Raw genomic sequence first — 20,612 nt, forward strand, 5'->3', positions numbered from 1 at the left:
AATTGATAGAGCAGCTCCAAGGCTGCGCGCGGGCTCAAGGTATCGGGGTCCAGATCCCGCAGGCGCTGCAGCGCAGGGTGCGGGCTTTCCGCAAAGAGCGACAGCTGGTTTTGGCGACCAGCATCGGCGGCCGGCGAGGGACGGGTAGGGTCCTCCAATTCCGCCAGATGGCGTCGGGCAGCTTCCAGTACTGTTTCCGGTAGCCCCGCCAGGCGGGCCACGGCGATGCCGAAGCTCTGGGTGGCAGGGCCGGGCTCTACCCGGTGCAGAAAGACGATGTCCTGCTGCTGCGGCAGGGCGCTCAGGTGGGCGTTGCGCACACCCGGCAGGTGCAGCTCCGTCAACTCGAAGTAGTGCGTGGCGAAGAGGGTGAGACAGCGTTTTGCCGCAAGGCTCTCGAGGCAGGCCCAGGCGATGGCCAGGCCATCGTAGGTGGAGGTGCCGCGACCGATTTCGTCCAGCAGGATGAGGCTGCGGTCCGTGGCCAGGGTCAGGATTCTGGCGGTCTCCTGCATTTCCACCAGAAAGGTCGAGCGTCCTCCGGCAAGATCATCGCTGGCGCCGATGCGGGTGAAGATCCGATCGATGGGCCCGAAACGCGCCCGGCGCGCGGGAACCCAGCTGCCCACGTGGGCCAGCAGGACGATGATGGCCGTCTGCCGCATGTAGGTGGATTTACCGCCCATGTTCGGGCCGGTGATGAGCATAAGCCGCTGCGCTTCGTCGAAGTGCAGGTCGTTGGGGACGAAGCCTGCGCCCAGCTGCATCTCTACCACCGGGTGCCTGCCTTCTTCAATCTCCAGCACGGGCTCGTCGCAAAAACTGGGGGCGGACCAGCGCAGGGCCAAGGCGCGCTCGGCCAGATTGGCGCTGACGTCCCACTGCGCCACGCGCTGACACAAGCATTGCAGCTCCGTAATGCGCTGCGCAAGTTGTGTGAGAATATCGCCAAAGCGTTCCCGCTCCAGAGTCTTGGCACGACTCTCGGCGGCCAGGCTCTGCGTCTCCAGCTCTTTCAGGCGTGGATTGCTGAAACGTTCGGCATGCTTGGTGCTCTGCCGACGCTGATAATCCGCGGGCAAGGGTCCGGCGTAGCTGCGCGGGATCTCGATGAAGAGTCCGTGCACGCGGTTGTACTGCAGCCGCAGTTGCGGGATACCGCTGCGCTCTCGTTCGCTCTGTTCGAGCTCCGCCAGAACCTGCTGCAGGTTATCGCTCAATTGTCGATAGTGATCGAGATCGGCGTCGAAGCCGGGGCGCAGATAGCCGCCATCGCGCAGGGTCGCCGGCAAATCGTCTTGCAGAGCTCGCTCCAGAAGGGCGCACTCTGCGGAGAGGTCGGGCCAGGGGAACTCACCCAGTTCGGTATCCGCCTCCAGCAATGACTTCAGTACCCTCTGCAGCTCGGGCAGTGACTGCAGAAACTGGCGCAGTTGCCCCAGATCCCGTGGACTGGCACTGCCGAGGGCGATGCGGGTGACGATGCGTTCGGCATCGGGTAGACCCTTCAGTTGCTCCTGCAGGAGCGTGTAGCCGCGCTGGGCGATGAGCGCCGACAGCGCCCGCTGGCGACGCTCCAGGATCGGTCCAGGCCGCAGGGGCCGCGCCAGTTGCGCACGCAAGAGCCGGGCACCCATGGCGGTACGGCAGTGCTGCAGAATCTGGTAGAGGCACGGGCCACCCTGGCGTCCCTCCAGGATCTCCAGAGCAGCGAGGCTCTCGCCGTCGAGGCCGAGCTCCTCCTCATCGTTCTCCGGCAGGATCTGGCGCACCTGATGCAGGGGGCTTTTCAGACGACTTTCGGCATAGTCCAGCAAGACGGCGGCGGCGCGCAGGGCGAGGGGATGCCGCTCGCCATCGATGATCTGCCCCGGTTGTGGAAAATAGCGCTGTAGGACGGACGCAGTCTGTCGGTGCTGGAAGCGTTCCGGCTCCAGGTAGCTGGGGGTTGGCAGACTGCGTGACAAGGCCTGTGGCAGGGAGCAGCCCGCCGGTAACAGTATCTCTACCACCTGACGCCGCATGAGCGCCTCCAGCAGCCGATCCTCACTGAGGTCACGGATACCGAGGCGTCCCCCGGCGACGTCGAGGCTGGCAAGACCCCAGCGGCTTTTCTCCGGCAAGAGGGCCAGGAGCAGGGCCTCTCGGTCGGCGCTGAGGAGCGACGCATCCACCAGTGTCCCCGGCGTGATGACCCGGCGAATCTCCCGTTCCACCGGCCCCTTGGCGAGACTTGGGTCGCCTACCTGTTCGGCGATGGCGACCCGTTCGCCAGCCTGGATGAGGCGGGCCAGGTAATTGTCGACGCTGTGCACTGGTACGCCGGCCATGGGCACCGGTGCGCCAGCGCTCTGGCCGCGATGGGTCAGGGCGATACCGAGGATGGCGGCAGCGCGCTCGGCATCCTCGTAAAAGAGCTCGTAAAAGTCGCCCATGCGGAAGAAGAGCAGGGCATCGGGGTGCTGCGCTTTGAGATCGTGGAATTGCCGCATCACCGGGGTGTGGGCGGCGGAGGCTTCAGCTTTGACGGTAGGCATGGAAAAGCATTGTCACAAAAAGACGAAGGGGCAAGGAAGACCCTTGCCCCCTGGCGTGCGCGGATAGTTCGCTACTGGCGATTGCCCCCGAAGATTTCCAGCAATGCCATGAACAGGTTGATGATGTCGAGATAGAGTCCGACCACCAGCAGCACGGGTTCCTGGATGCCACCGTGGATCATCCGCTGGGTATCGAAAATGATCAGTCCACTGAAGACCAGGACCAGCACGCCGGCAATGGCCATCTGCAGCGCCGGAATGTGCAGCAGGAATATGTTCAGTAAAGAAACCACGATGGCAACGATCAGACCCGTCAGCAGAAAGCCGCCGATGTGGCTGAAATCCCGTCGCGTGCGCATGGCATAGAGGGATAGGCCGACGAACATGGCCGCCGTCGTCCCAAGGGCCTCCGCGATGATGGTGGGACCGCCGGGCATCTTGAGGTATACGGCAATGGCCGGCCCCATCATCATGCCCATGCCCGCGGCAAAGAGGAAGACCAGAGGCACGGCAAAGGGACTGCGGTGGGCGCCGGTATATTGCACGGCAAAGAGCAGCGCAAAGGAACCGATCATCAAAAGAATGGGGTGTTGGTAGGCAAAGGGGGAGGTCATGCCCACGAGGGACCCGATGGTGGATACCACCAGGGTGGCGGCCAGCAGGGCATAAGTCTTGCCCATCAGTGCGCCGATGGGCGTTACTGCGTTCTGCCCGGCGGGGTTCATGCCGTCGGGAAACTGGTAGGGATTCTGATTGAAGTCCATGAAACGCTCCCGCAATGAAAAACTCTGACTCTACTATGGGGACCCGGACCTGGTTTTGCAAGGCCCCGTTTTTTCAGGACCGAGAGCCTTCGTATCGGGCCCGCAGTGCTCGTTTCTGTGCTTTTTCCACAACGCTCCTTTTGACCACTCGTGTATGCCGTCGTTCCCCGCGGCGTAGTCCGTGGTCCCGCCTTGGTACGCAAGAAGCTTTCCCTTACTCTCAGTCCAAATTGGAAAACGATGGGGGCGAGCGTGGCGATGTGGCGTGGTGCGCTTTTTTGTTGCTGCAGCCCGTGCCCGGGCCTTGGGTGCGCAGCCATACCGGAGCGCTCGGGCCGTCGAATGCAGTACGCTGGCGACCTTGCAGCTCGTGCCCGCGCTCCACGTTCTCAGGTTTGGCATCGACGCACCCGCGCGCTGGGCCCAGCTTAGGGCAGGTTCGCCCGGACAGCGTGGCTGCGGATAGTTGCCGCCGACCCGGCGAAGCATTACCCTTCAGGCCTTGCTCTGGGCGGGGGTTGGGTGTTTATGGCGGCTTTGATTTTTGATACGGAAACCACCGGACGGATTGCTCCGGAACTCATCGAGGCTGCCTGGTTGCGTATCGGCGATCTGCGCACACTTACCGTCGAGGAGGAGTTCGTGCGCCGCTACCGTCCCAACAAGCCCATCGAGATGGGGGCCATGGCCGTGCACCACATCCTCGACGAGGATCTCGAGGCTTGTCCGCCGGCGGCGGAGTTTGCCTTGCCAGCCGACACGGAATACCTCATTGGTCACAGCATCGACTACGACTGGGAGGTGATCGGCAAACCCGAGGTCAAGCGCATCTGTACCTTTGCCATGAGTCGCAAACTCTGGCCGGAGGTGGACAGTCATTCTCAGTCGGCGCTGCTGTTCTACTTCAGCAAGGATCGGCGAAAAACTCGGGATAACCTGAAGAATGCCCATTCGGCCCTGGCCGATGTCAAGTTCTGCCGCATCATTCTCAATCGCATCCTGCTGGCGGTGCGGCCTGCCAATTGGGAGGCACTCTGGGAGTTCAGCGAGCGGGCACGCATCCCCGACACCATGCCCTTTGGCAAGCATCGGGGGGTCCGCATCATCGATCTGCCCGACGATTATCGCCGCTGGGCGCTCGCCAACCTGACGGAGATCGATCCCTACCTGCGCAAGGCTCTGGAGGGCTGAGCCGGGATCTCGGCGGCGGCCATGGCCATGGCCCGAAGCAGGGCGCTGCCGGTGCTGGCTGCCGTCGCTCCCACGGCCAGGATGCCGTCCTCGTGGCCGCGCATCTGCAAGACGCAGGGCAAGGCTGCTGGCGCGACAATAGCGGCAACGGCCTCGGCCATGGCCGGCGTACCGTAGGCAATGTCGGCAGCCGTTGCAGGCAGACCCAGGTGGGTCGCCGCTCGCCATAACTCCGGCGCATGTACGTGGAAGACCCAGGCTGCCTCGGGGCGACGGTCGTAGGCGGCGGCATGGCTCATGGCCTCGGAGGAGGGCTGCGCTGGTCCCGTGGCCCAGACCGCATTGGCCGCAAGATCCCAGGATTCTACCCGGCTATAGCCTTCGGGCCCCAACTGTCGCAGGGCTCCGCTCTGGGTTGCGGTGATCCAGAAGCCCGCACCACTGCGGCGGCTGAGATTGCCGAAGCCTACCCCGCCATAGCGACCCGGCTCCTGCCCCAGCACTCCCAGGGCCCGGAAACGCCGACGCCAGGATTCGAGCTCGGCAATCTCCGCCGCGCCAGGAGCCGGTCCGGGCCGCCAGTGCAACTGAAATTTGACGACCCCTTCCACTTCCGTCATTTTTGCCCTCCTAGAAATATGCGCTGCAGGATGCGAAACCAGAGCGGGGGCGGCCCCCGATGTTCAAGCTCTGGCCTCGTGGTTGCGCGTACCGGTGGCGTGACCTCGGGCGGGTAGAGTTCGACCAGGGTGGCACCCCAGGAGCTGCGGTCGGAGGCCAAGCGGAAACCTTTGACGATGGGCTCCCCGGCCAGAATGGTGTGCACGGTGCGGCGCAGCACGCCCTTGCCTTTGCCGTGGATGATGCGCAGCTGCAGTACGTGTTCATCGCGGCAGGCGCGCAGATATTCGCGCACGAGATCCGGCACCTCCCGCGGCGCGAAAGCGTGCAGGTCGAGGACGCCATCCAGCTTCAGCCGCTTGGGAGGTTCCTGATGCGCAGGCATAGCGTCACAGCAGGACGCGCTCGATGCCGCCGCTACGTGCCGCGTCGATGAAGCGCTTCTGCCAATCCTCTCCCAGGTGGTGGCGGGCGATCTCCACGACGATATAGTCCGTATCGAGGCCCGTATCCAGGCGGTAGCGTTCCAGACCCTGCTGACAGGCGGGGCAACTGGTGAGGAGCTTGACGTTCCCATCCTGAGCCTTGTCCGCGCCCGTAAGGGCACGGATCCCTTCGTGCAGCACCTCTTCCTTGCGATAGCGCAGCTGCGTGGCGATGTCCGGACGGCTGGTGGCCAGGGTGCCTGCCTCGCCGCAGCAACGATCCGAGGCCTGCACCGTCTGTCCCAGCAGCTGGGCGGCCACGTCCAGCGGCTTATAGGTCTTCATGGGGCTATGGCAGGGATCGTGGTAGAGATACTGGACGCCCTCGACGCCCTCCAGGGCCACGCCCTTCTCCATCAGGAACTCGTGGATATCCAGCAGGCGGCAACCGGGAAAAATCTGCTGGAACTGATACTTGAGCAGCTGGTCCATGCAGGTGCCGCAGGACAGGATGACGGTCTGGATGTCCAGATAGTTGAGGGTATTGGCCACGCGGTGAAAGAGCACCTGATTGCGGACGGAGATCTCCTGTCCTTTGTCGTCCTGTCCAGCGGCGGACTGGGGATAGCCACAGCACAGATAACCGGGCGGCAGGACGGTCTGCACGCCCACCTCGTAGAGCATGGCCAGGGTAGCGAGGCCAATCTTGCTGAAGAGGCGCTCGCTGCCACAGCCTGGGAAGTAGAATACCGCCTCGCTGTCTTCCGAGGTTTTCGCCGGATCGCGGATGATCGGCACCGTGCCCGGGTCCACCAGTCCCAGTAGTTGGCGCATGGTCTGCGCGCCCATGTCGGTAGGGAGGGGTTTGCGCAGGAAGTGGATGACCTCCGCGCGCAGGCTCGATTTGCCCGTGGTGGCCGGGGGCGGGGTCTTGGGGATCAGCGGCTGCGCCAGTTCGCTGGCCAGTGCCTGCAGTCCGTAAGCCGTCTGCAGCACGCCGCGCCGCAGGAAATGCACGGTCCGCGCATCGGAGGTATTGAGGTAGGCCATGGCAAGCTGGGTACCGGGGCTGCTGTGCTTGTCACCGCGGGCGCGAAGAATGTTGCGCATATGCACCGAGACCTCACCGAAGTCGATATCGACGGGGCAGGGGGTCAGACACTTGTGGCAGGTGGTGCAGTGCTCCGCCACGTCCTCCAGCGCCGCAAAGTGCTGCTGGGACACACCTCGGCGGGTCTGCTCCTCGTACAGGAAGGCCTCGATGAGGAGACCCGTGGCGAGGATCTTGTTGCGTGGCGAGTAGAGCAGATTGGCTCGCGGAATGTGGGTCATGCACACCGGCTTGCACTTGCCGCACCGCAGGCAGTCCTTGATCTCGCGATTGAGAGCGCCGAGCTCGCTGGCCTCCAGCAGCAGCGCCTCCTGCTCCACCAGTTGCAGCGACGGAGTATAGGCCTGCTCCAGACCGGAGCCCGCCTGCAGTTTGCCCGGGTTGAAGAAGTCCGTGGGATCCACGCGCTGCTTGTAGGCGGCAAAAGCGGCGACCTTCTCGGGCTCGAGCCAGCGCATCTTGGTGATGCCGATGCCGTGCTCGCCGGAGATGACCCCACCCAGGTCCTTGGCAATGCCCATGACCCGATCGACTACCCGGTCGGCCTCGCTGAGCATGGCGCGGTCCGAGGACAGCACGGGGATGTTGGTGTGGACATTGCCGTCGCCGGCGTGCATGTGCAGCGCGACGAAAATCCGGCGACGACGGATCTCGGCGTGGCGGCGGCGGATCTCTGCCAAGACGCCCGTGAACCTTTCACCGGCGAAAAGCTCCTCCAGAGGTTTGCCCACCGACTCGCGATAGCTGATGCGCAGATCGCGCTGCAGCAGCAGCTTGAGCAGGCTGTCGTCCAGATCGACACTTTCGGCTTCGGCGTCGGACAGGTGTGTCCGTAGGGCCCGGGTGGGAGCGTCCAACAGATCCAGGCAGGCCTGCCAGCGGGCGCGAACCGTGTCCAGCAGGTCCAGGGCCGCTTTCCGCTTGGAAGCGACGATGGCCTGCTCCTCGCTGCTGTCCTCGTAGTCCTTGGCGCGCTTGAGTTCGGGCAGATCCCCCCGGAGGTAATCCACCAAGGCGTCGACGATGGCGATCTTGTTGGCGATGGACTGTTCGATGTTGATGCGTTCGATGGCGCGGCTATACTCCCCCAGGCGGTCCAGGGGGATGACCACGTCCTCGTTGATCTTGAAAGCGTTGGTGTGGGCGGCGATGGCCGCCGTGCGGCTGCGGTCCGCCCAGAAGCGACGGCGTGACTCCGGGGTGGTGGCGATGAAACCCTCGGCGCCGCGGGCGTTGGCCAGGCGGACGATGGCCGAGGCCATGGCGCCCACGGCATCGCTGTCGTCGCTGGCGATATCCGCCATTAACAGCATCTTGGGACGCTCGCGCCGGGGCGCCTTGTTGCTGTACTGGATCGCCTTGAGATAACGCTCGTCCAGATGCTCGAGCCCCGTCAGCAGGACTTCTGGGTGAGCCTCCACCTGCTCCTTGACCTCGACGATGGCGGCTACGGCCTGATCCAGATCCTTGCCATAGAACTCCAGGCAAACCGTACGCAGGTGTGTGGGCATCCGATGCAGGAGAAAGCGCGCGGAGGTGATGATGCCGTCGCTGCCTTCTTTCTGGATGCCCGGCAGACCACCCAGAAACTTGTCCGTGACATCCTTGCCGAGCCCTGGATGGCGCAGGCTCTGGCCCGGCATCTCCAGAAATTCCGGCGCTCCCAGCAGGGTGTGTCCATCCGCGGCATAACGGCTGAGACGGAAACGTACGGTTTCCTGCTCGTGAATCTTGCCGAGGTTGTGGTCGATGCGTTCCACCTCCAGCCAGTCGCCAGCGGCCGTGAACATTCGCCAAGAAAGCAGATTATCCAGAGCCGTGCCCCAGAGCACCGCCTTCTTGCCGCCTGCGTTCATGGCGACGTTGCCGCCGATGGTGGAGGCGTCCATGGAGGTGGGATCCACGGCAAAGACCAGGCCCGCGGCCTCGGCGCGCTCGGCCACGGCCTTGGTCACCACCCCGGCACCCGCCACCACGCTGGGCACGGCGTGGTCGAGACCGGCGGGCACGTATTCCTCGATGGGCGACAGGTACTCGAGCTTCTCGGTGTTGATGACCGCGCACCGGGGTCGCAACGGAACCGCACCGCCGGTGTAGCCGGTGCCACCCCCCCGCGGAATGACGGACAGGCCGAGCTCTCGGCAGGCCTGGACCATGGCGGCGAGTTCCTCCTCCGAGGCCGGATAGAGGACTACGAAAGGCAGCTCCACCCGCCAGTCGGAGGCGTCTGTCACGTGGGCGACGCGGGCATAGGGACTGAAGTCCACGTTGTCCTTGGGGCAGACCTTGAGCAGTCGCTTTTCGGCGCGTGCGCGTAGCACCCGCTGCGCGTCGAAATCGGCGATGAAATCGTGCACGGCCCGCCGGGCCTGTTCCATCAGGCGCTCCACCAGCCGATTGCCCTGGGCGCGGCTGGCGATGTCGTGCAGGCGGTGTTCCAGTGCATCCCAGAGGGCATGGCGGCGCTTGGGATGCAGAGCCAGATCCTCCTGGATGTAGGGGTTGCGGGAAACGACCCAGAGATCGCCCAACACCTCGAAGAGCATGCGCGCCGAGCGACCCGTGACCCGCTGCTCGCGCAGATCTTCCAGGATGCGCCAGGCTTCGCGTCCCAGTAGCCGCTGGACGATTTCGCCATCGGAAAAAGAGGTGTAGTTGTAAGGGATTTCCCGCACGTTAGCTGCCATGATCACACCCCGACGTTGTCGATGAGGCGGGTATTGCCAAGACGCGCCGCGATGAACCAGCGACCGCCTGCCTGCACATGCTCCAGCGCGCGCAGATCTTCCTCGGCCCGAAACTCCAGGTAGTCTAGCGAGAAGCCCGCGTTTTCCAGATCTTTCCGGGCTGCTGCCGCGAGGTTTGCCGCGACTGCCCCGCGCTGCCCTGCGAGTTCGCGCAGGGTGGCAAAGATCCGAGGCGCCAGCTGCCGCTCTTGCGGCGTGAGATAGCGGTTGCGCGAACTCAGGGCCAGGCCATCCTCGGCTCGCTGGGTGGGGCCAGCCACGACCTGGACCGGCAGATCGAGGTCCGCCGCCATGCGCTGCAGTACCCGGTACTGCTGATAGTCCTTTTCACCCAGCACCAGAAGTTGCGGCTGGGCCATGTGCAGCAGCTTGGCGACGACGGTACAGACCCCGGCAAAGTGGCCGGGCCGGTGGGCGCCGCAGAGGACCTTGCTGAGGCTATGGGCGGGCATGACGAGACTGAGGTCGCGTTTGCCCCGCGGGTACATGACGGCGTCATCCGGAGTGAAGACGGCGGTGCAGCCGGCCTCCTGGAGTCTGGCCAAGTCCTGGTCCAGGGTGCGTGGGTAACCGGCAAAATCCTCGCCCCGACCGAACTGCAGTGGGTTTACGTAGATGCTGACCAGAACCTGGTCGGCCCGGGTCTGGGCCAGGCGGACGAGGGAAAGGTGTCCGTCGTGCAGGTTGCCCATGGTGGGTACCAGGGCCAGCGAGCCCCGTAGACCCTGGCGCCAGTGGCGCAGGGCGGCGAGATCGCGAAAAACGGCCATCAGTCCGTCGCTCCGGCATCGGGCGGGAAGTGCCCCAGGCGCACGGCGTCGGCATAATTGCGCAGGGCGTCGGTGACGATCTCCGCCCCCTGCATGAAGGCGCGAGCAAAGCGGGGTGTGCGTTCCGAAAGGCCGAGCACATCGTGCAGGACCAGTACTTGGGCATCGGTGTCCGGACCGGCGCCGATGCCGATCACCGGCACGGGGCTGTTGCGGGTGATACGAGCGGCCAGCTCCTGCGGTACGGCCTCCAGGAGTAGAAAAGCGGCGCCAGCCTGCGCCAGCCGTGCCGCATCCGCCTCCAGTTGGGCCGCCTCATCCGCCGTCTTGCCGGCACGCCGGAACCTTCCCCACTGACGTACCCGTTGCGGAGTCAACCCCAGATGCGCGCAGACATTGATGCCCCGTTGGGCGCAGAAGGCAACACTGTCGGCCATTTCCGCACCGCCTTCCAGCTTGACGACGTCGGCTCCCGCCTTGAGCAGGGCCACCGAGGACTCCCAGGCCTGGGTCGGACTTCCTTCGTAACTGCCCAAGGGCAGATCCGCAAACACCAGACAATCGCCAGCCGCGCGCGCTACCATGGCCGTGTGGTAACACATGGTGTGCAGATCGACGCCCACGGTATCGGCCTGTCCCTGCACTACCATGGCCAGGGAGTCGCCCACCAGCAGGCCGTCCAAGCCCGCCTGCGCCGCCAAGTGTGCAAAGGCGTAGTCGTAGGCCGTCACCAAGGAAAGCTTCCTGCCCTCGGCTTTGTATCGCCGCCACACATCCAGTTTCTTGCTCACCAGTCCCCGCCTAATTCCGAGATTCTATTCTTGACCATTTCAGTCAGGATTTTAGCATGTTCGCCATCGGCCACAAAGTCACCCTCCAGGCCGGACAGATCGAGGATCGGCCCCGGATAGTGCTGCAACCATTGCCGGTAGGCTTCCTGTACACGCAGCAGATAGGCCCGTTGTATCTCGGTTTCCCAGGGATCTCGACGGGCGCGGATGCGCTCCAGGAGCAGATCCACCGGGCGATCCAGATAGATCAGCAGCAGCACCGGCGGAGGATTATACGATAATGCGGCGCGAATCTCCCGAAATAGCCGCAAGGTCTCGGCTTCCAGGGTCAGCGGCGTGAAGATCCGATCCTTTTCCGGGCCGTGATCGGCAATGTAGAGACGACCGCCCTCCAGATGGTCGAAGATCTGCCGCCGCTGGAGCAGGAATTGCAGTTCCGTAGCCAGGACGTGCTGCTGGTGGCGGTAAAAATCGCCGAGAAAGGGATTGTCGGCGGGCCGTTCCAGCAGAGCCGGGATATCCAGGGCCGTGCTCAGGAGACGCGCGAGACTGGTCTTGCCCGCGCCCATGGGTCCTTCCACCACGATGAGTCCCGCCGTCGTCACCGTTCCGCATCCCCACAGGGTGCGCGCAGACGGATGCCCGCAAGATCCCGATCGTCCCCGGGACGGAGGCGCAGAATCGGCTGATCCGCCACCTCCGGCAGAAAATGCGACAAGGGGCCCTTGCCTGGGATATTCCAGTCGGGGTCGTATTCGCTGAGGGGCAGGAGCACGAAGGCGCGTTCGTGTAGACGAGGGTGGGGGAGGGTGAGATCGGGACGCGCGAGCTCCCGCGCACCGTGGCTCAGCAGATCCAGATCGAGGATACGCGGTCCCCAATACGATTCCTCGGCGCGTCGGCGTCCGGCATTGTGTTCCAAGGTATGCAGACTGGCGAGGAGTTCCTCGGCAGCAAGCCGGGTCCATAGAGCGGCCACGGCATTGATGAATGGCGGCTGTGCCACGCCGCCGACGGGTGCGCTGAGATACAGGGACGATTGCCAGATCAGGCGACAGGCCGGCAATTGCGCCAGGGCACCGAGAGCACACTCCACCTGCCGTCTGGGGTTGTGAAGATTGCTGCCCAGCGCGACGAAGGCAAGGACTGCGCCCGGGTGCATGGCGTTGCGTGGGGCGGTGGCCCGCCGCCGGACACCCTCCGGGCCGACTTCATTCTCCGACTCCGACGGCAGGAGATGGGCAGACTGCTCAGTGAACGCGGCGGGCATGAGCGGTGGACGTGGGGATGACGCTGCTTCGCAACTAGCCCGTGGTTCCGTTTCCGGAATCGTCGTCCGCAGCGTGGCTACGCGTCAGTCGCGAGGGCTTGCGCCGTCGCCGACGCGGACGACGGCGAAGACCGTTGCTGGGCAGAGGCCCCAAGGCGGTCTCGGGCGCGGCGTCTTCGCTGCGGGCCCGTTCCATGAGGGTTTTGCGTCCCTCACTGTCGGCTTCCTGGAACTCCGTCCACCAGGTACCGAGCCCGGCCAGCTGCGGGTCGTTCGCGAACTCACCGGACTGCTGGCGCAGCAGAAGAAAATCGAAAGCGGCGCGAAAGCGCGGATGAGCCAAGAGCGCGTAGGGCCGACGCCCACCGCGGCGGGTAAAGCGCGGCTGCAGGTCCCAGATTTCGCGCATGGGCAGGGCAAAGCGCCGTGGTATGGCGACGCGTCCGCGGCTCTCTTCCAAAAGCTCTGCGGCCGCCTGCTGCTGGGCCACCGCCGACGGCTTGCCCTGTGCTTCCAGTTGCTGCCGTTGCGCCTGCAGCGCCGGCCAGAGAAGTGCCGCAAAGAGGAAGGCCGGGGTGACGGATTTGCCTTGGGCCACTCGCTGATCCGTTCCATCCAGGGCCAGACGCAGGAGTTCGCGTGCGCTCTCGGCGTCGGCGGCGTTGAGGACGCTATCCAGCTGCGGGAAGAGCGCTGCGAACAGGCCCGTGCGCCGCAGCAGGTCGTAACTGGACTGGGCGAAGCCGGCGAGAAAGAGCTTGATGGTCTCTTCGAAGAGGCGGGCAGAGGGAACCTCCAGCAAGAGCTCGCGGCAAGGAGCGATGGCCGCCTCCACAGCAGGATCCATCTGGAATCCGAGCTTGGCCGCAAAGCGCACGGCTCGCAGCATGCGCACTGGGTCTTCGCGATAGCGCTGCTCGGGGTCGCCGATCATGCGCAGTCGTCCGGCCTGCAGATCGCTCAGGCCGTCGGCAAAATCCAGGATGCTCCGGTCGGCGATGTTGTAGTAGAGAGCGTTGGCCGTAAAGTCACGTCGCCCCGCGTCCTCCTCGAGGGTGCCGTAGACGTTATCGGCGAGTATGCGGCCGCTGGCGCTGCGTTCACTGGCCTCTTCGGCAGATTCGCCCGGTCCGCGGAAGGTTGCCACCTCGACGATCTCTTGACCGAACTGTACGTGCACCAGGATGAAGCGCCTACCGATCAGGCGAGCATTGCGGCGGAACAGTTTGCGTACCTGCTCCGGGCGTGCGTCGGTGGCCACATCGTAGTCCTTGGGCTCGCGTCCCAGCAGAAGATCGCGCACGCTGCCACCTACCAGATAGGCCTGATGTCCCGCCTGGTGCAGGGTATTGAGCACCTGCAGCGCGCCGCTGCTGATCTGCCGGCGGGACAGACAATGTTCGCTCCGCGGCACGCAGCGCGCCCCCGCGGGCACGGACTGTGTGGGTGTCGCGGTGGGTGCAGGATCGCGTTGCGGCGTCTCGATGGGAGACTGCAGAACCTCGTCCGTGAAGCGCTTCAAAGAAACCAAGGATCTTCTCGTGTAGATGCGGAGCGAATGGGCGCTAGTCTAACCGAAAGTCCTACCACATTGCAGCCAAAATTGCCGCCGATGTCTGATTCCATCCATTTTGCGGATGACTGGTCAGGCCGCGCACTTGCAGTTATCATTGGGGATGCCTTCATGAGACGGGGCTGGGCGGCTTTCCCGGCCCCTTTTTGCTTTGATGGACGACACCTATGCAGCTGATTGGCGAAGCCTTGACCTTTGACGATGTCCTATTGGTGCCGGCACACTCTGCCGTTCTGCCGCGCGAGGTGGCCATCGGCACGCGCCTCAGCCGCCACCTGAGCCTCAATGTTCCGCTGGTGTCTGCCGCCATGGATACCGTGACCGAAGCGGCCATGGCCATCTGTATGGCCCAGGAGGGTGGGATCGGCATCATCCACAAGAACATGACGACGGAAGAGCAGGCCAATGCCGTACGTCGGGTGAAAAAATTCGAGGCCGGGGTCATCAAGGACCCCATCACCACCAAGGCCGACGTGAGCATTCGCGAAGTGCTGCTGCTGATGGCCCAGCACGGTATCTCCGGTGTGCCGGTGGTGGACGGCAACCGCCTCGAGGGGATCGTCACCCACCGCGATCTGCGCTTCGAGACGCGCATGGACGCACCCGTGCGCAGCGTCATGACACCGCGCGAGCGTCTCGTGACGGTGCCTGAGGGGACCAGCCTCGAGGCGACCAAGGCCCTCCTGCACCAGCATCGCATCGAAAAGATCCTCGTCGTCAACGACGGCTTCGAACTGCGCGGCCTCATCACCGTCAAGGATATCCGTAAGGCAACAGAGCATCCGCTGGCCTGCCGCGACAGCCAGGGGCGCCTGCTGGTGGGCGCCGCCGTCGGAGTGGGGGCAGGCACGGAAGAGCGGGTGCGGGCCTTGGTAGGGGCGGGCGTCGACGTGCTGATCGTGGACACCGCCCATGGCCACAGCCAGGGCGTTCTGGAGCGAGTGCGCTGGATCAAGGAGCAGTTTCCGGGAGTCGATGTCATCGGCGGTAATATCGCCACGGCCGAAGCTGCGCTGGATCTCGTGGCGGCGGGTGCAGACGGGGTCAAGGTCGGGATTGGACCGGGATCCATTTGCACCACGCGCATCGTTGCCGGCGTCGGTGTGCCCCAGATCACCGCCATCAGCGATGTCGCCAAGGCTCTGGCGGACACCGATGTGCCCGTGATCGCCGACGGTGGCGTGCGCTTTTCCGGCGACTTCGCCAAGGCCCTGGCGGCGGGTGCCCACACCGTCATGGTGGGGGGTCTTTTGGCCGGCACCGATGAGGCTCCCGGTGAGATCGAGCTCTATCAGGGGCGCTCCTTCAAGGCCTATCGCGGCATGGGCTCCCTGGGCGCGATGCAGCAGGGCTCGGCGGATCGCTACTTTCAGGAGAACAGTGCCAATCCCGAGGGCCCGAAGCTTGTCCCGGAAGGTGTGGAGGGCAGGGTACCGTACAAGGGCCCGGCGGCTGGCGTCATCCATCAGCTGCTGGGTGGGCTGCGGGCCAGCATGGGCTACCTGGGCGCGGCGGATCTGCCGACCCTGCGGCAGAAAGCGCGCTTCATCAAGATCACCCAGGCCGGAGTGCGGGAAAGCCACGTGCACGATGTCCATATCACCAAAGAAGCGCCCAATTACCGGGTAGAGTGAGCTCCCTGCATGTCTGAACGTATCCTGATCCTGGATTTTGGCTCTCAGTTCACCCAACTCATCGCCCGGCGCATTCGCGAGGCCCAGGTATACTGTGAGATTCATCCCTATAACCTGAGCCTGGCGGCCATTCGGGCCTGGCAGCCCAGCGGCATCGTTCTCTCCGGTGGGCCGAGCTCTGTGGCGGAGCCCGATGCACCACAGGTGGATGCGGAGCTTTTTGACATGGGCGTACCGGTGCTGGGCATTTGCTACGGCTTACAGCTCATGACCCACCTCTTGGGCGGTCGGGTGGGCAAGGCCGAGCATCGGGAGTATGGGCGCGCCCGCCTGGAGATCCTGCACGCCGTGGGTCCGTTTCAGTCTCTGGTCGCCGGTGGCAGCGAGGACGTGTGGATGAGTCACGGCGACCGTATCGAAGCCCTGCCTGAGGGCTTCGAGGCCATCGGTCGCAGCCCCGGATCGCCCTTGGCCGCCATTGCCGACCGGCGCCGCCAACTTTATGGCGTGCAGTTTCACCTGGAGGTGGTCCACACCCCTTCTGGCGCGCAGATGTTGACGGATTTTGTTCGTGGCGTCTGCCATTGCAGCGGCCAGTGGACCATGCATTCCTACTCTGAGACGGCCATCGCCGCCGTGCGAGCCCAAGTAGGAAGTGGGCGGGTCATCTCTGCTCTTTCCGGGGGGGTGGATTCCGCCGTGGCTTCGATACTGGTGCACCGTGCCGTGGGAGAACAGCTGCACTGTATCTTTGTGGACAACGGTCTGCTGCGTTTTGGTGAGGTGGAGCAGGTCAGTCAGGTCTTTCGCCAATACTTTCACATCCCCTTGCAGGTGGTGGATGCGCGAGAGCGTTTCCTCGAGGCTTTGGCGGGCGTCACCGATCCGGAACGTAAACGCAAGATCATCGGCAATCTCTTCATCGAGGTTTTCGATGAGGAAGCCAAGGCCCTGGGTGGCGCGGATTTTCTGGTACAGGGCACGCTCTATCCCGATGTGATCGAGTCCGTCTCATTCAAAGGCCCCAGTGCCACCATCAAATCCCACCACAATGTCGGCGGTCTGCCGGAGCGTATGCGTCTGCAACTGGTAGAACCCCTGCGTGAGCTCTTCAAGGACGAAGTCCGCGAGCTGGGACGCGAGCTCGGCATGCCCGAGGAAATCATCCGGCGTCAGCCCTTTCCCGGGCCAGGGCTTGCCATCCGCTGCCTGGGTGAGGTCACCGCGCCCCGACTCGATGTTCTGCGCCGCGCCGATCGCATCGTTCAGGAAGAGATCCGCGAGGCCGGGTACTATGACCGCGTGTGGCAGGCCTTTGCCGTGCTGCTGCCCGTGCGCAGCGTGGGCGTGATGGGGGACAGCCGCACCTACGAAGAAACCATCGCCATCCGCGCGGTCGAGTCCAGCGACGGCATGACCGCCGACTGGGCGCACTTGCCACACGAACTCCTCGCCCGTATGTCCACCCGCATCATCAACGAGGTCTCGGGCGTCAACCGGGTGGTCTACGATATCTCCAGCAAACCGCCAGCGACCATCGAGTGGGAGTGATCAGCCAGCGCCGTCACCGCGAAGTGTGCTCCGTGAAGGTGTCCTGACGATTACGAGCTCGGTCAACATCAAGAACTGCTTTCGTCTTCGGAACTTTACCACGCACGCGCAAATCCGTTCGCCTGCGAAAAGATTATCGCTTATCCACTACGGCGCACGGTTTCTCCGTCAGGTATCGTTGATATAAGTTCTCGGGTATCCCCTGGCCAGCGCGTGTCAAGGGCAAAGTAAAATAGCTGTCGGTCAGAAAATGCCGCCGCAGCAGATAGGCGGAGGTGGCGGCAAGCAGGGTAGGCAGTACCAGGCCAAAGTTGCCGGTGATCTCCAGTACCATCGCAGCAGCGCTCAGGGTTCCGCCAGATGTCGCCGCTATCAGCCCCGCCATGGCGCAGAGAGAAGCGAGTGCACCGAGGTGTAGGCTAGGGTCCAAGATCTGGACCAGCGTTGCCACCAGGCTACCCAAAGCCGCGCCGACGAAAAGCGCGGGAGAAAAAATCCCGCCCGATCCGCCGCTGCCCAAGGTGAGGGCAGTAGCGGCGATCTTCAGGATCAGTAGGGTACATAGCAGCACGACACCGTGTATCTGTCCCTGCAGTAAAGCCGAGGAGCCGGCATAGCTCCCTGCCACCAGATAGTAGTGGCCGCTCCAGTGGTAGGTCGTGATGAGAATCACGCCCAGCAGCAGCATGGCCAGCACGTGACCTTGCCAGGCTCGAGGGGTGAGCGCCCGGATAAGCCGTTCGACCCAAGCGATGCTGTGGATGAAGAGCAAGGCCGTGGCACCGGCAAGGGCGCCTACCAACAACGCGATGGGTACCCAGTGGGGCCAGGAGGCCAGCGGGGTATGGGGAGACACCAGTAGAGGGGCGCTACCGTCGAGAGACGCTGCACACCAGCTTCCAGCCGCCACCGCCATGAGCGTGACCAAAGCCGCCCGCAGCCGCCATGGCCACAGCAAGAGCTCCAGAACCAGTAGCCAGGCACCAATGGGCGCGTGAAACATGGCACCAATTCCGGCACCGGATCCGCAGGCCATGAGGAGTGTTCGATGCTGCGAAAAATCTGCACGCCGACCCAGCACCGAGGCCATCGCAGCGCCAAACTGCATGGCGGGGCCTTCGTCTCCCGCCGAACCGCCCGTGCCCAGGGTAATGGCCGTCGCCAGAGGGCGCCAGAAGGCAAGGCGTGGACGGATCCGGGATTGGTGACCGAAGATCTCCTCAAGAACCTCCGTTACACCGCCGCCCACGGCCGCCGGTTCGGAGCGACCGATGACTCGACCCACCAACAATGCGCCGAGTGCCGGAACCAGCACGATTCCCCAGCCCCATGGCGATGGCGGACCAAAGCGTGTATTGCTCCAGTGCCACGAGAGTCTGCCGTAGAAGCTCAGGTTGTGGACCAGAGCGATGAGGTAGGTGAAGGCGACGGCACCCGCTCCTGCAAGCACTCCCACGAGCAGAGCGAGGACGAGGAGCCCTGGGGTGAGGCGAAGCTCGGTGGATGGATCGCCGGAGCCCGTCCCTGCCAAGGCGCGCATCCTTCCGGGTATCATGGACAGAGCGCGAGTACGAGCCATCGCCGAGCGAGTACCATCTCGGGGATCCTACTGGCTGGAGCGCAGCGTATCGATGCCGCTCTCGTCCTCCAGTGTGCTGATGTCCTGGGTAATTTCCTCGCCCCGGGCGATGGCGCGTAGAATGCGGCGCATGATCTTGCCGGAGCGGGTCTTCGGTAGCGCATCGATGAAATGGATGTCGTCCGGGCGGGCGATGGGGCCGATGAGCTCCGTCACTTGGGCGCGCAGCGCAGATCCCAGTTCATCGCGGTCGTCGCCCGCGTGTTGGTGCTTGAGGATGACGAAGGCGCAGACGGCCTCGCCCTTGATATCGTGGGGTATCCCCACCACGGCCGCCTCGGCGACGGCCGGATGGGCCACGAGCGCCGACTCGATCTCGGCCGTACCCAGACGGTGGCCAGAGACATTGAGGACATCGTCGATGCGGCCCATGACCCAGAAATAGCCATCGGCATCGCGGCGGGCACTGTCGCCGGCGATGTAGTAGCGTTCGCCAAACTTCTGCCAATAGGCGCTGCGATAACGTTCGGGATTGCCCCAGACGCCGCGGAGCATGCCGGGCCAGGGCTGGTCGATGACCAGATATCCGCCTTGATCCGGAGTCTGGATCTCGTTGCCCTGCTCGTCGACGATGCGCGCCGAAATACCCGGCAGGGGTAGAGCGCACGAGCCGGGTTTGTTGGCGGTGACGCCGGGGAGTGGCACGATCATGTGCCCGCCCGTTTCCGTCTGCCACCAGGTATCGGCAATGGGACAGCGGCCGCCGCCGATTTTCTCTCGATACCAGACCCAGGCCTCCGGGTTCAGGGGCTCGCCGACGCTGCCCAGCAGACGCAGGCTGGACAGATCGTGGCGGGCCGGCCACTCATCGCCCATCTTCATGAAGGCGCGTACTGCTGTAGGGGCGGTGTAGAGCACGCTGATGCCGTGTCGAGCAATCATTTCCCAGAAGCGGTCGGGGCGGGGATACATGGGCGCTCCCTCGTAGAGGAAAACCGTGGCACCGCAGGCGAGGGGCCCATAGACCACGTAGCTATGACCCGTGATCCAGCCCACATCGGCGGTACACCAGTAGACGTCCTCGGGCTTGAGATCGAAACTCCAGAGCGTCGTCAGTTTGGCCCAGAGCAGGTAGCCGGCGCTGGAGTGGACGATGCCCTTGGGTTTGCCCGTGCTGCCGGAGGTATAGAGGATGAAGAGGGTTTGCTCTGCCGGAAAGGGTTCGGCAGGGCAGTCTGCCGACTGATCCGCGATGGCGTCCTCCCAGCGGATGTCGCGGCCGTCCTGCATGTCCACGTCCTCGCCGGTGCGCGTCAGGACGATGACCCGGCGGACCTGGTGTTCGTGCTCCCGCAGCAGGGCCTGATCGGCGTGACGCTTGAGGGGAACGAGCTTGCCGCCGCGCCAGGCGCCGTCGGCGGTGATAAGGAGTACAGCGCCGGTATCCTCGAGCCGATCCTTGAGCGCTTCGGCAGAAAAACCGCCGAAGACGACGCTGTGGATGGCGCCGATACGGGCGCAGGCGAGCATGGCGACGACGGTCTCGGGCACCATGGGCATGTAGATGGCGACGCGATCGCCGGCGCGCACGCCCTGATGTTTCAGGGTGTTGGCAAAGACCGATACGGCACGGTGGAGCTGGGCATAGGTAAGGGTGCGGATCTCGCCCTTTTCGCCTTCAAAGATCAGGGCGGCCTTGTGCCGCTGCGGGCCGTGCAGGTGCACGTCCAGGCAGTTGGCGCTGACATTCAGTGTGCCATCGGCAAACCAGCGATAGAAGGGCGCCTCGGAGTCGTCCAGGCCCTGTGAAAAGGGGGTCGACCAATGCAGGTGCTCCCGCGCAAGCCGCATCCAGAAGCCTTCGCGGTCCTGCTCCGCCTCTCGCTTCAGGGCCGCAAAGCGCGCCTCGTCGATGTTGGCTTGAGCGGCGAATTCCGCCGGGACCGGAAAGGTTCGATTTTCGAGGAGGTGAGAATCGATGGATGAAGAGGACATGTCGGCTCCCTGGCGATGGTATCGGATGTGCAAGGGGTCATATTACAAAAAGC

Annotated in this window: 15 protein-coding genes; 3 read left to right on the top strand and 12 right to left on the bottom strand. The window is 64.2% G+C overall.

Annotation, left to right across the window (positions count from 1 at the left end; genetic code table 11):
- Together mutS and Q0C23_RS00675 are read right to left on the bottom strand one after the other, a co-directional pair.
- Positions 1-2,537: DNA mismatch repair protein MutS (gene mutS, locus Q0C23_RS00670; RefSeq protein ID WP_291510451.1), on the bottom strand; the 2,537-nt coding region annotated here is incomplete at its 3' end.
- 71 nt (positions 2,538-2,608) lie between these two features.
- Positions 2,609-3,301: a Bax inhibitor-1/YccA family protein gene (locus tag Q0C23_RS00675; RefSeq protein ID WP_291510452.1), complete on the bottom strand. Its 693-nt coding sequence runs from the start codon at positions 3,299-3,301 to the stop codon at positions 2,609-2,611.
- Positions 3,302-3,829: 528 nt separating this feature from the next.
- Here Q0C23_RS00675 and Q0C23_RS00680 point away from each other — a divergent pair.
- Positions 3,830-4,492, top strand: coding sequence for a DUF3820 family protein (locus Q0C23_RS00680; protein WP_291510453.1), 663 nt, complete (start codon positions 3,830-3,832; stop codon positions 4,490-4,492).
- Here Q0C23_RS00680 and Q0C23_RS00685 read toward each other — a convergent pair.
- From Q0C23_RS00685 to pcnB, 8 genes are read right to left on the bottom strand one after another with little or no spacing between them, the layout of a single operon-like run.
- On the bottom strand, positions 4,465-5,112 hold the full coding sequence (locus tag Q0C23_RS00685; protein WP_291510454.1) for a class II aldolase/adducin family protein: 648 nt from the start codon (positions 5,110-5,112) through the stop codon (positions 4,465-4,467). The genes Q0C23_RS00680 and Q0C23_RS00685 overlap by 28 nt on opposite strands.
- Positions 5,109-5,498, bottom strand: coding sequence for a Smr/MutS family protein (locus Q0C23_RS00690; protein WP_291510455.1), 390 nt, complete (start codon positions 5,496-5,498; stop codon positions 5,109-5,111). The genes Q0C23_RS00685 and Q0C23_RS00690 overlap by 4 nt, the downstream gene beginning before the upstream one ends.
- A gap of 4 nt (positions 5,499-5,502) precedes the next feature.
- Positions 5,503-9,336 carry a DUF3683 domain-containing protein gene (locus Q0C23_RS00695; RefSeq protein ID WP_291510456.1) on the bottom strand — a complete coding sequence of 1,278 codons (3,834 nt, stop codon included), beginning with the start codon at positions 9,334-9,336 and terminating at the stop codon, positions 5,503-5,505.
- Between the two features lie 2 nt (positions 9,337-9,338).
- On the bottom strand, positions 9,339-10,166 hold the full coding sequence (gene panC, locus Q0C23_RS00700; protein WP_291510457.1) for a pantoate--beta-alanine ligase: 828 nt from the start codon (positions 10,164-10,166) through the stop codon (positions 9,339-9,341).
- On the bottom strand, positions 10,166-10,957 hold the full coding sequence (gene panB, locus Q0C23_RS00705) for a 3-methyl-2-oxobutanoate hydroxymethyltransferase (protein WP_291510458.1): 792 nt from the start codon (positions 10,955-10,957) through the stop codon (positions 10,166-10,168). The genes panC and panB overlap by 1 nt, the downstream gene beginning before the upstream one ends.
- Positions 10,954-11,562: a deoxynucleoside kinase gene (locus tag Q0C23_RS00710; protein WP_291510459.1), complete on the bottom strand. Its 609-nt coding sequence runs from the start codon at positions 11,560-11,562 to the stop codon at positions 10,954-10,956. The genes panB and Q0C23_RS00710 overlap by 4 nt, the downstream gene beginning before the upstream one ends.
- The gene (gene folK, locus Q0C23_RS00715; protein ID WP_291510460.1) at positions 11,559-12,227 is read right to left on the bottom strand and encodes a 2-amino-4-hydroxy-6-hydroxymethyldihydropteridine diphosphokinase; all 669 of its coding nucleotides are present in this window, start codon (positions 12,225-12,227) and stop codon (positions 11,559-11,561) included. The genes Q0C23_RS00710 and folK overlap by 4 nt, the downstream gene beginning before the upstream one ends.
- A 34-nt stretch (positions 12,228-12,261) precedes the next feature.
- Entirely contained in the window at positions 12,262-13,758 is a 1,497-nt protein-coding gene (gene pcnB / locus Q0C23_RS00720; protein ID WP_291510461.1) for a polynucleotide adenylyltransferase PcnB, read from the bottom strand.
- 209 nt (positions 13,759-13,967) lie between these two features.
- On the opposite strand from pcnB, the gene guaB reads away from it, so the two are divergent.
- Entirely contained in the window at positions 13,968-15,434 is a 1,467-nt protein-coding gene (guaB, locus tag Q0C23_RS00725) for an IMP dehydrogenase (RefSeq protein ID WP_291510462.1), read from the top strand.
- 9 nt (positions 15,435-15,443) lie between these two features.
- On the top strand, positions 15,444-16,985 hold the full coding sequence (guaA, locus tag Q0C23_RS00730; RefSeq protein ID WP_291510463.1) for a glutamine-hydrolyzing GMP synthase: 1,542 nt from the start codon (positions 15,444-15,446) through the stop codon (positions 16,983-16,985).
- Between the two features lie 133 nt (positions 16,986-17,118).
- Here guaA and Q0C23_RS00735 read toward each other — a convergent pair whose 3' ends face one another.
- Together Q0C23_RS00735 and acs are read right to left on the bottom strand one after the other, a co-directional pair.
- Entirely contained in the window at positions 17,119-18,564 is a 1,446-nt protein-coding gene (locus Q0C23_RS00735; RefSeq protein ID WP_291510464.1) for a chloride channel protein, read from the bottom strand.
- Positions 18,565-18,591: 27 nt separating this feature from the next.
- On the bottom strand, positions 18,592-20,559 hold the full coding sequence (acs, locus tag Q0C23_RS00740; protein ID WP_291510465.1) for an acetate--CoA ligase: 1,968 nt from the start codon (positions 20,557-20,559) through the stop codon (positions 18,592-18,594).
- Positions 20,560-20,612: the final 53 nt, after the last annotated feature.

Origin of the sequence: Acidithiobacillus sp., assembly GCF_023256195.1 — a bacterium.
In the GTDB taxonomy this organism is placed as follows: Bacteria; Pseudomonadota; Gammaproteobacteria; order Acidithiobacillales; family Acidithiobacillaceae; genus Acidithiobacillus_A.

Excerpts from the sequence above, each read along its gene's own strand:
- Q0C23_RS00675 (WP_291510452.1), bottom strand. The coding sequence starts at position 3,301 with ATGGACTTCAATCAGAATCCCTACCAGTTTCCCGACGGCATGAACCCC.
- Q0C23_RS00680 (WP_291510453.1), top strand. The coding sequence starts at position 3,830 with ATGGCGGCTTTGATTTTTGATACGGAAACCACCGGACGGATTGCTCCG.
- Q0C23_RS00685 (WP_291510454.1), bottom strand. The coding sequence starts at position 5,112 with ATGACGGAAGTGGAAGGGGTCGTCAAATTTCAGTTGCACTGGCGGCCC.
- Q0C23_RS00690 (WP_291510455.1), bottom strand. The coding sequence starts at position 5,498 with ATGCCTGCGCATCAGGAACCTCCCAAGCGGCTGAAGCTGGATGGCGTC.
- Q0C23_RS00695 (WP_291510456.1), bottom strand. The coding sequence starts at position 9,336 with ATGGCAGCTAACGTGCGGGAAATCCCTTACAACTACACCTCTTTTTCC.
- panC (WP_291510457.1), bottom strand. The coding sequence starts at position 10,166 with ATGGCCGTTTTTCGCGATCTCGCCGCCCTGCGCCACTGGCGCCAGGGT.
- folK (WP_291510460.1), bottom strand. The coding sequence starts at position 12,227 with ATGCCCGCCGCGTTCACTGAGCAGTCTGCCCATCTCCTGCCGTCGGAG.
- guaB (WP_291510462.1), top strand. The coding sequence starts at position 13,968 with ATGCAGCTGATTGGCGAAGCCTTGACCTTTGACGATGTCCTATTGGTG.
- guaA (WP_291510463.1), top strand. The coding sequence starts at position 15,444 with ATGTCTGAACGTATCCTGATCCTGGATTTTGGCTCTCAGTTCACCCAA.
- Q0C23_RS00735 (WP_291510464.1), bottom strand. The coding sequence starts at position 18,564 with ATGGCTCGTACTCGCGCTCTGTCCATGATACCCGGAAGGATGCGCGCC.
- acs (WP_291510465.1), bottom strand. The coding sequence starts at position 20,559 with ATGTCCTCTTCATCCATCGATTCTCACCTCCTCGAAAATCGAACCTTT.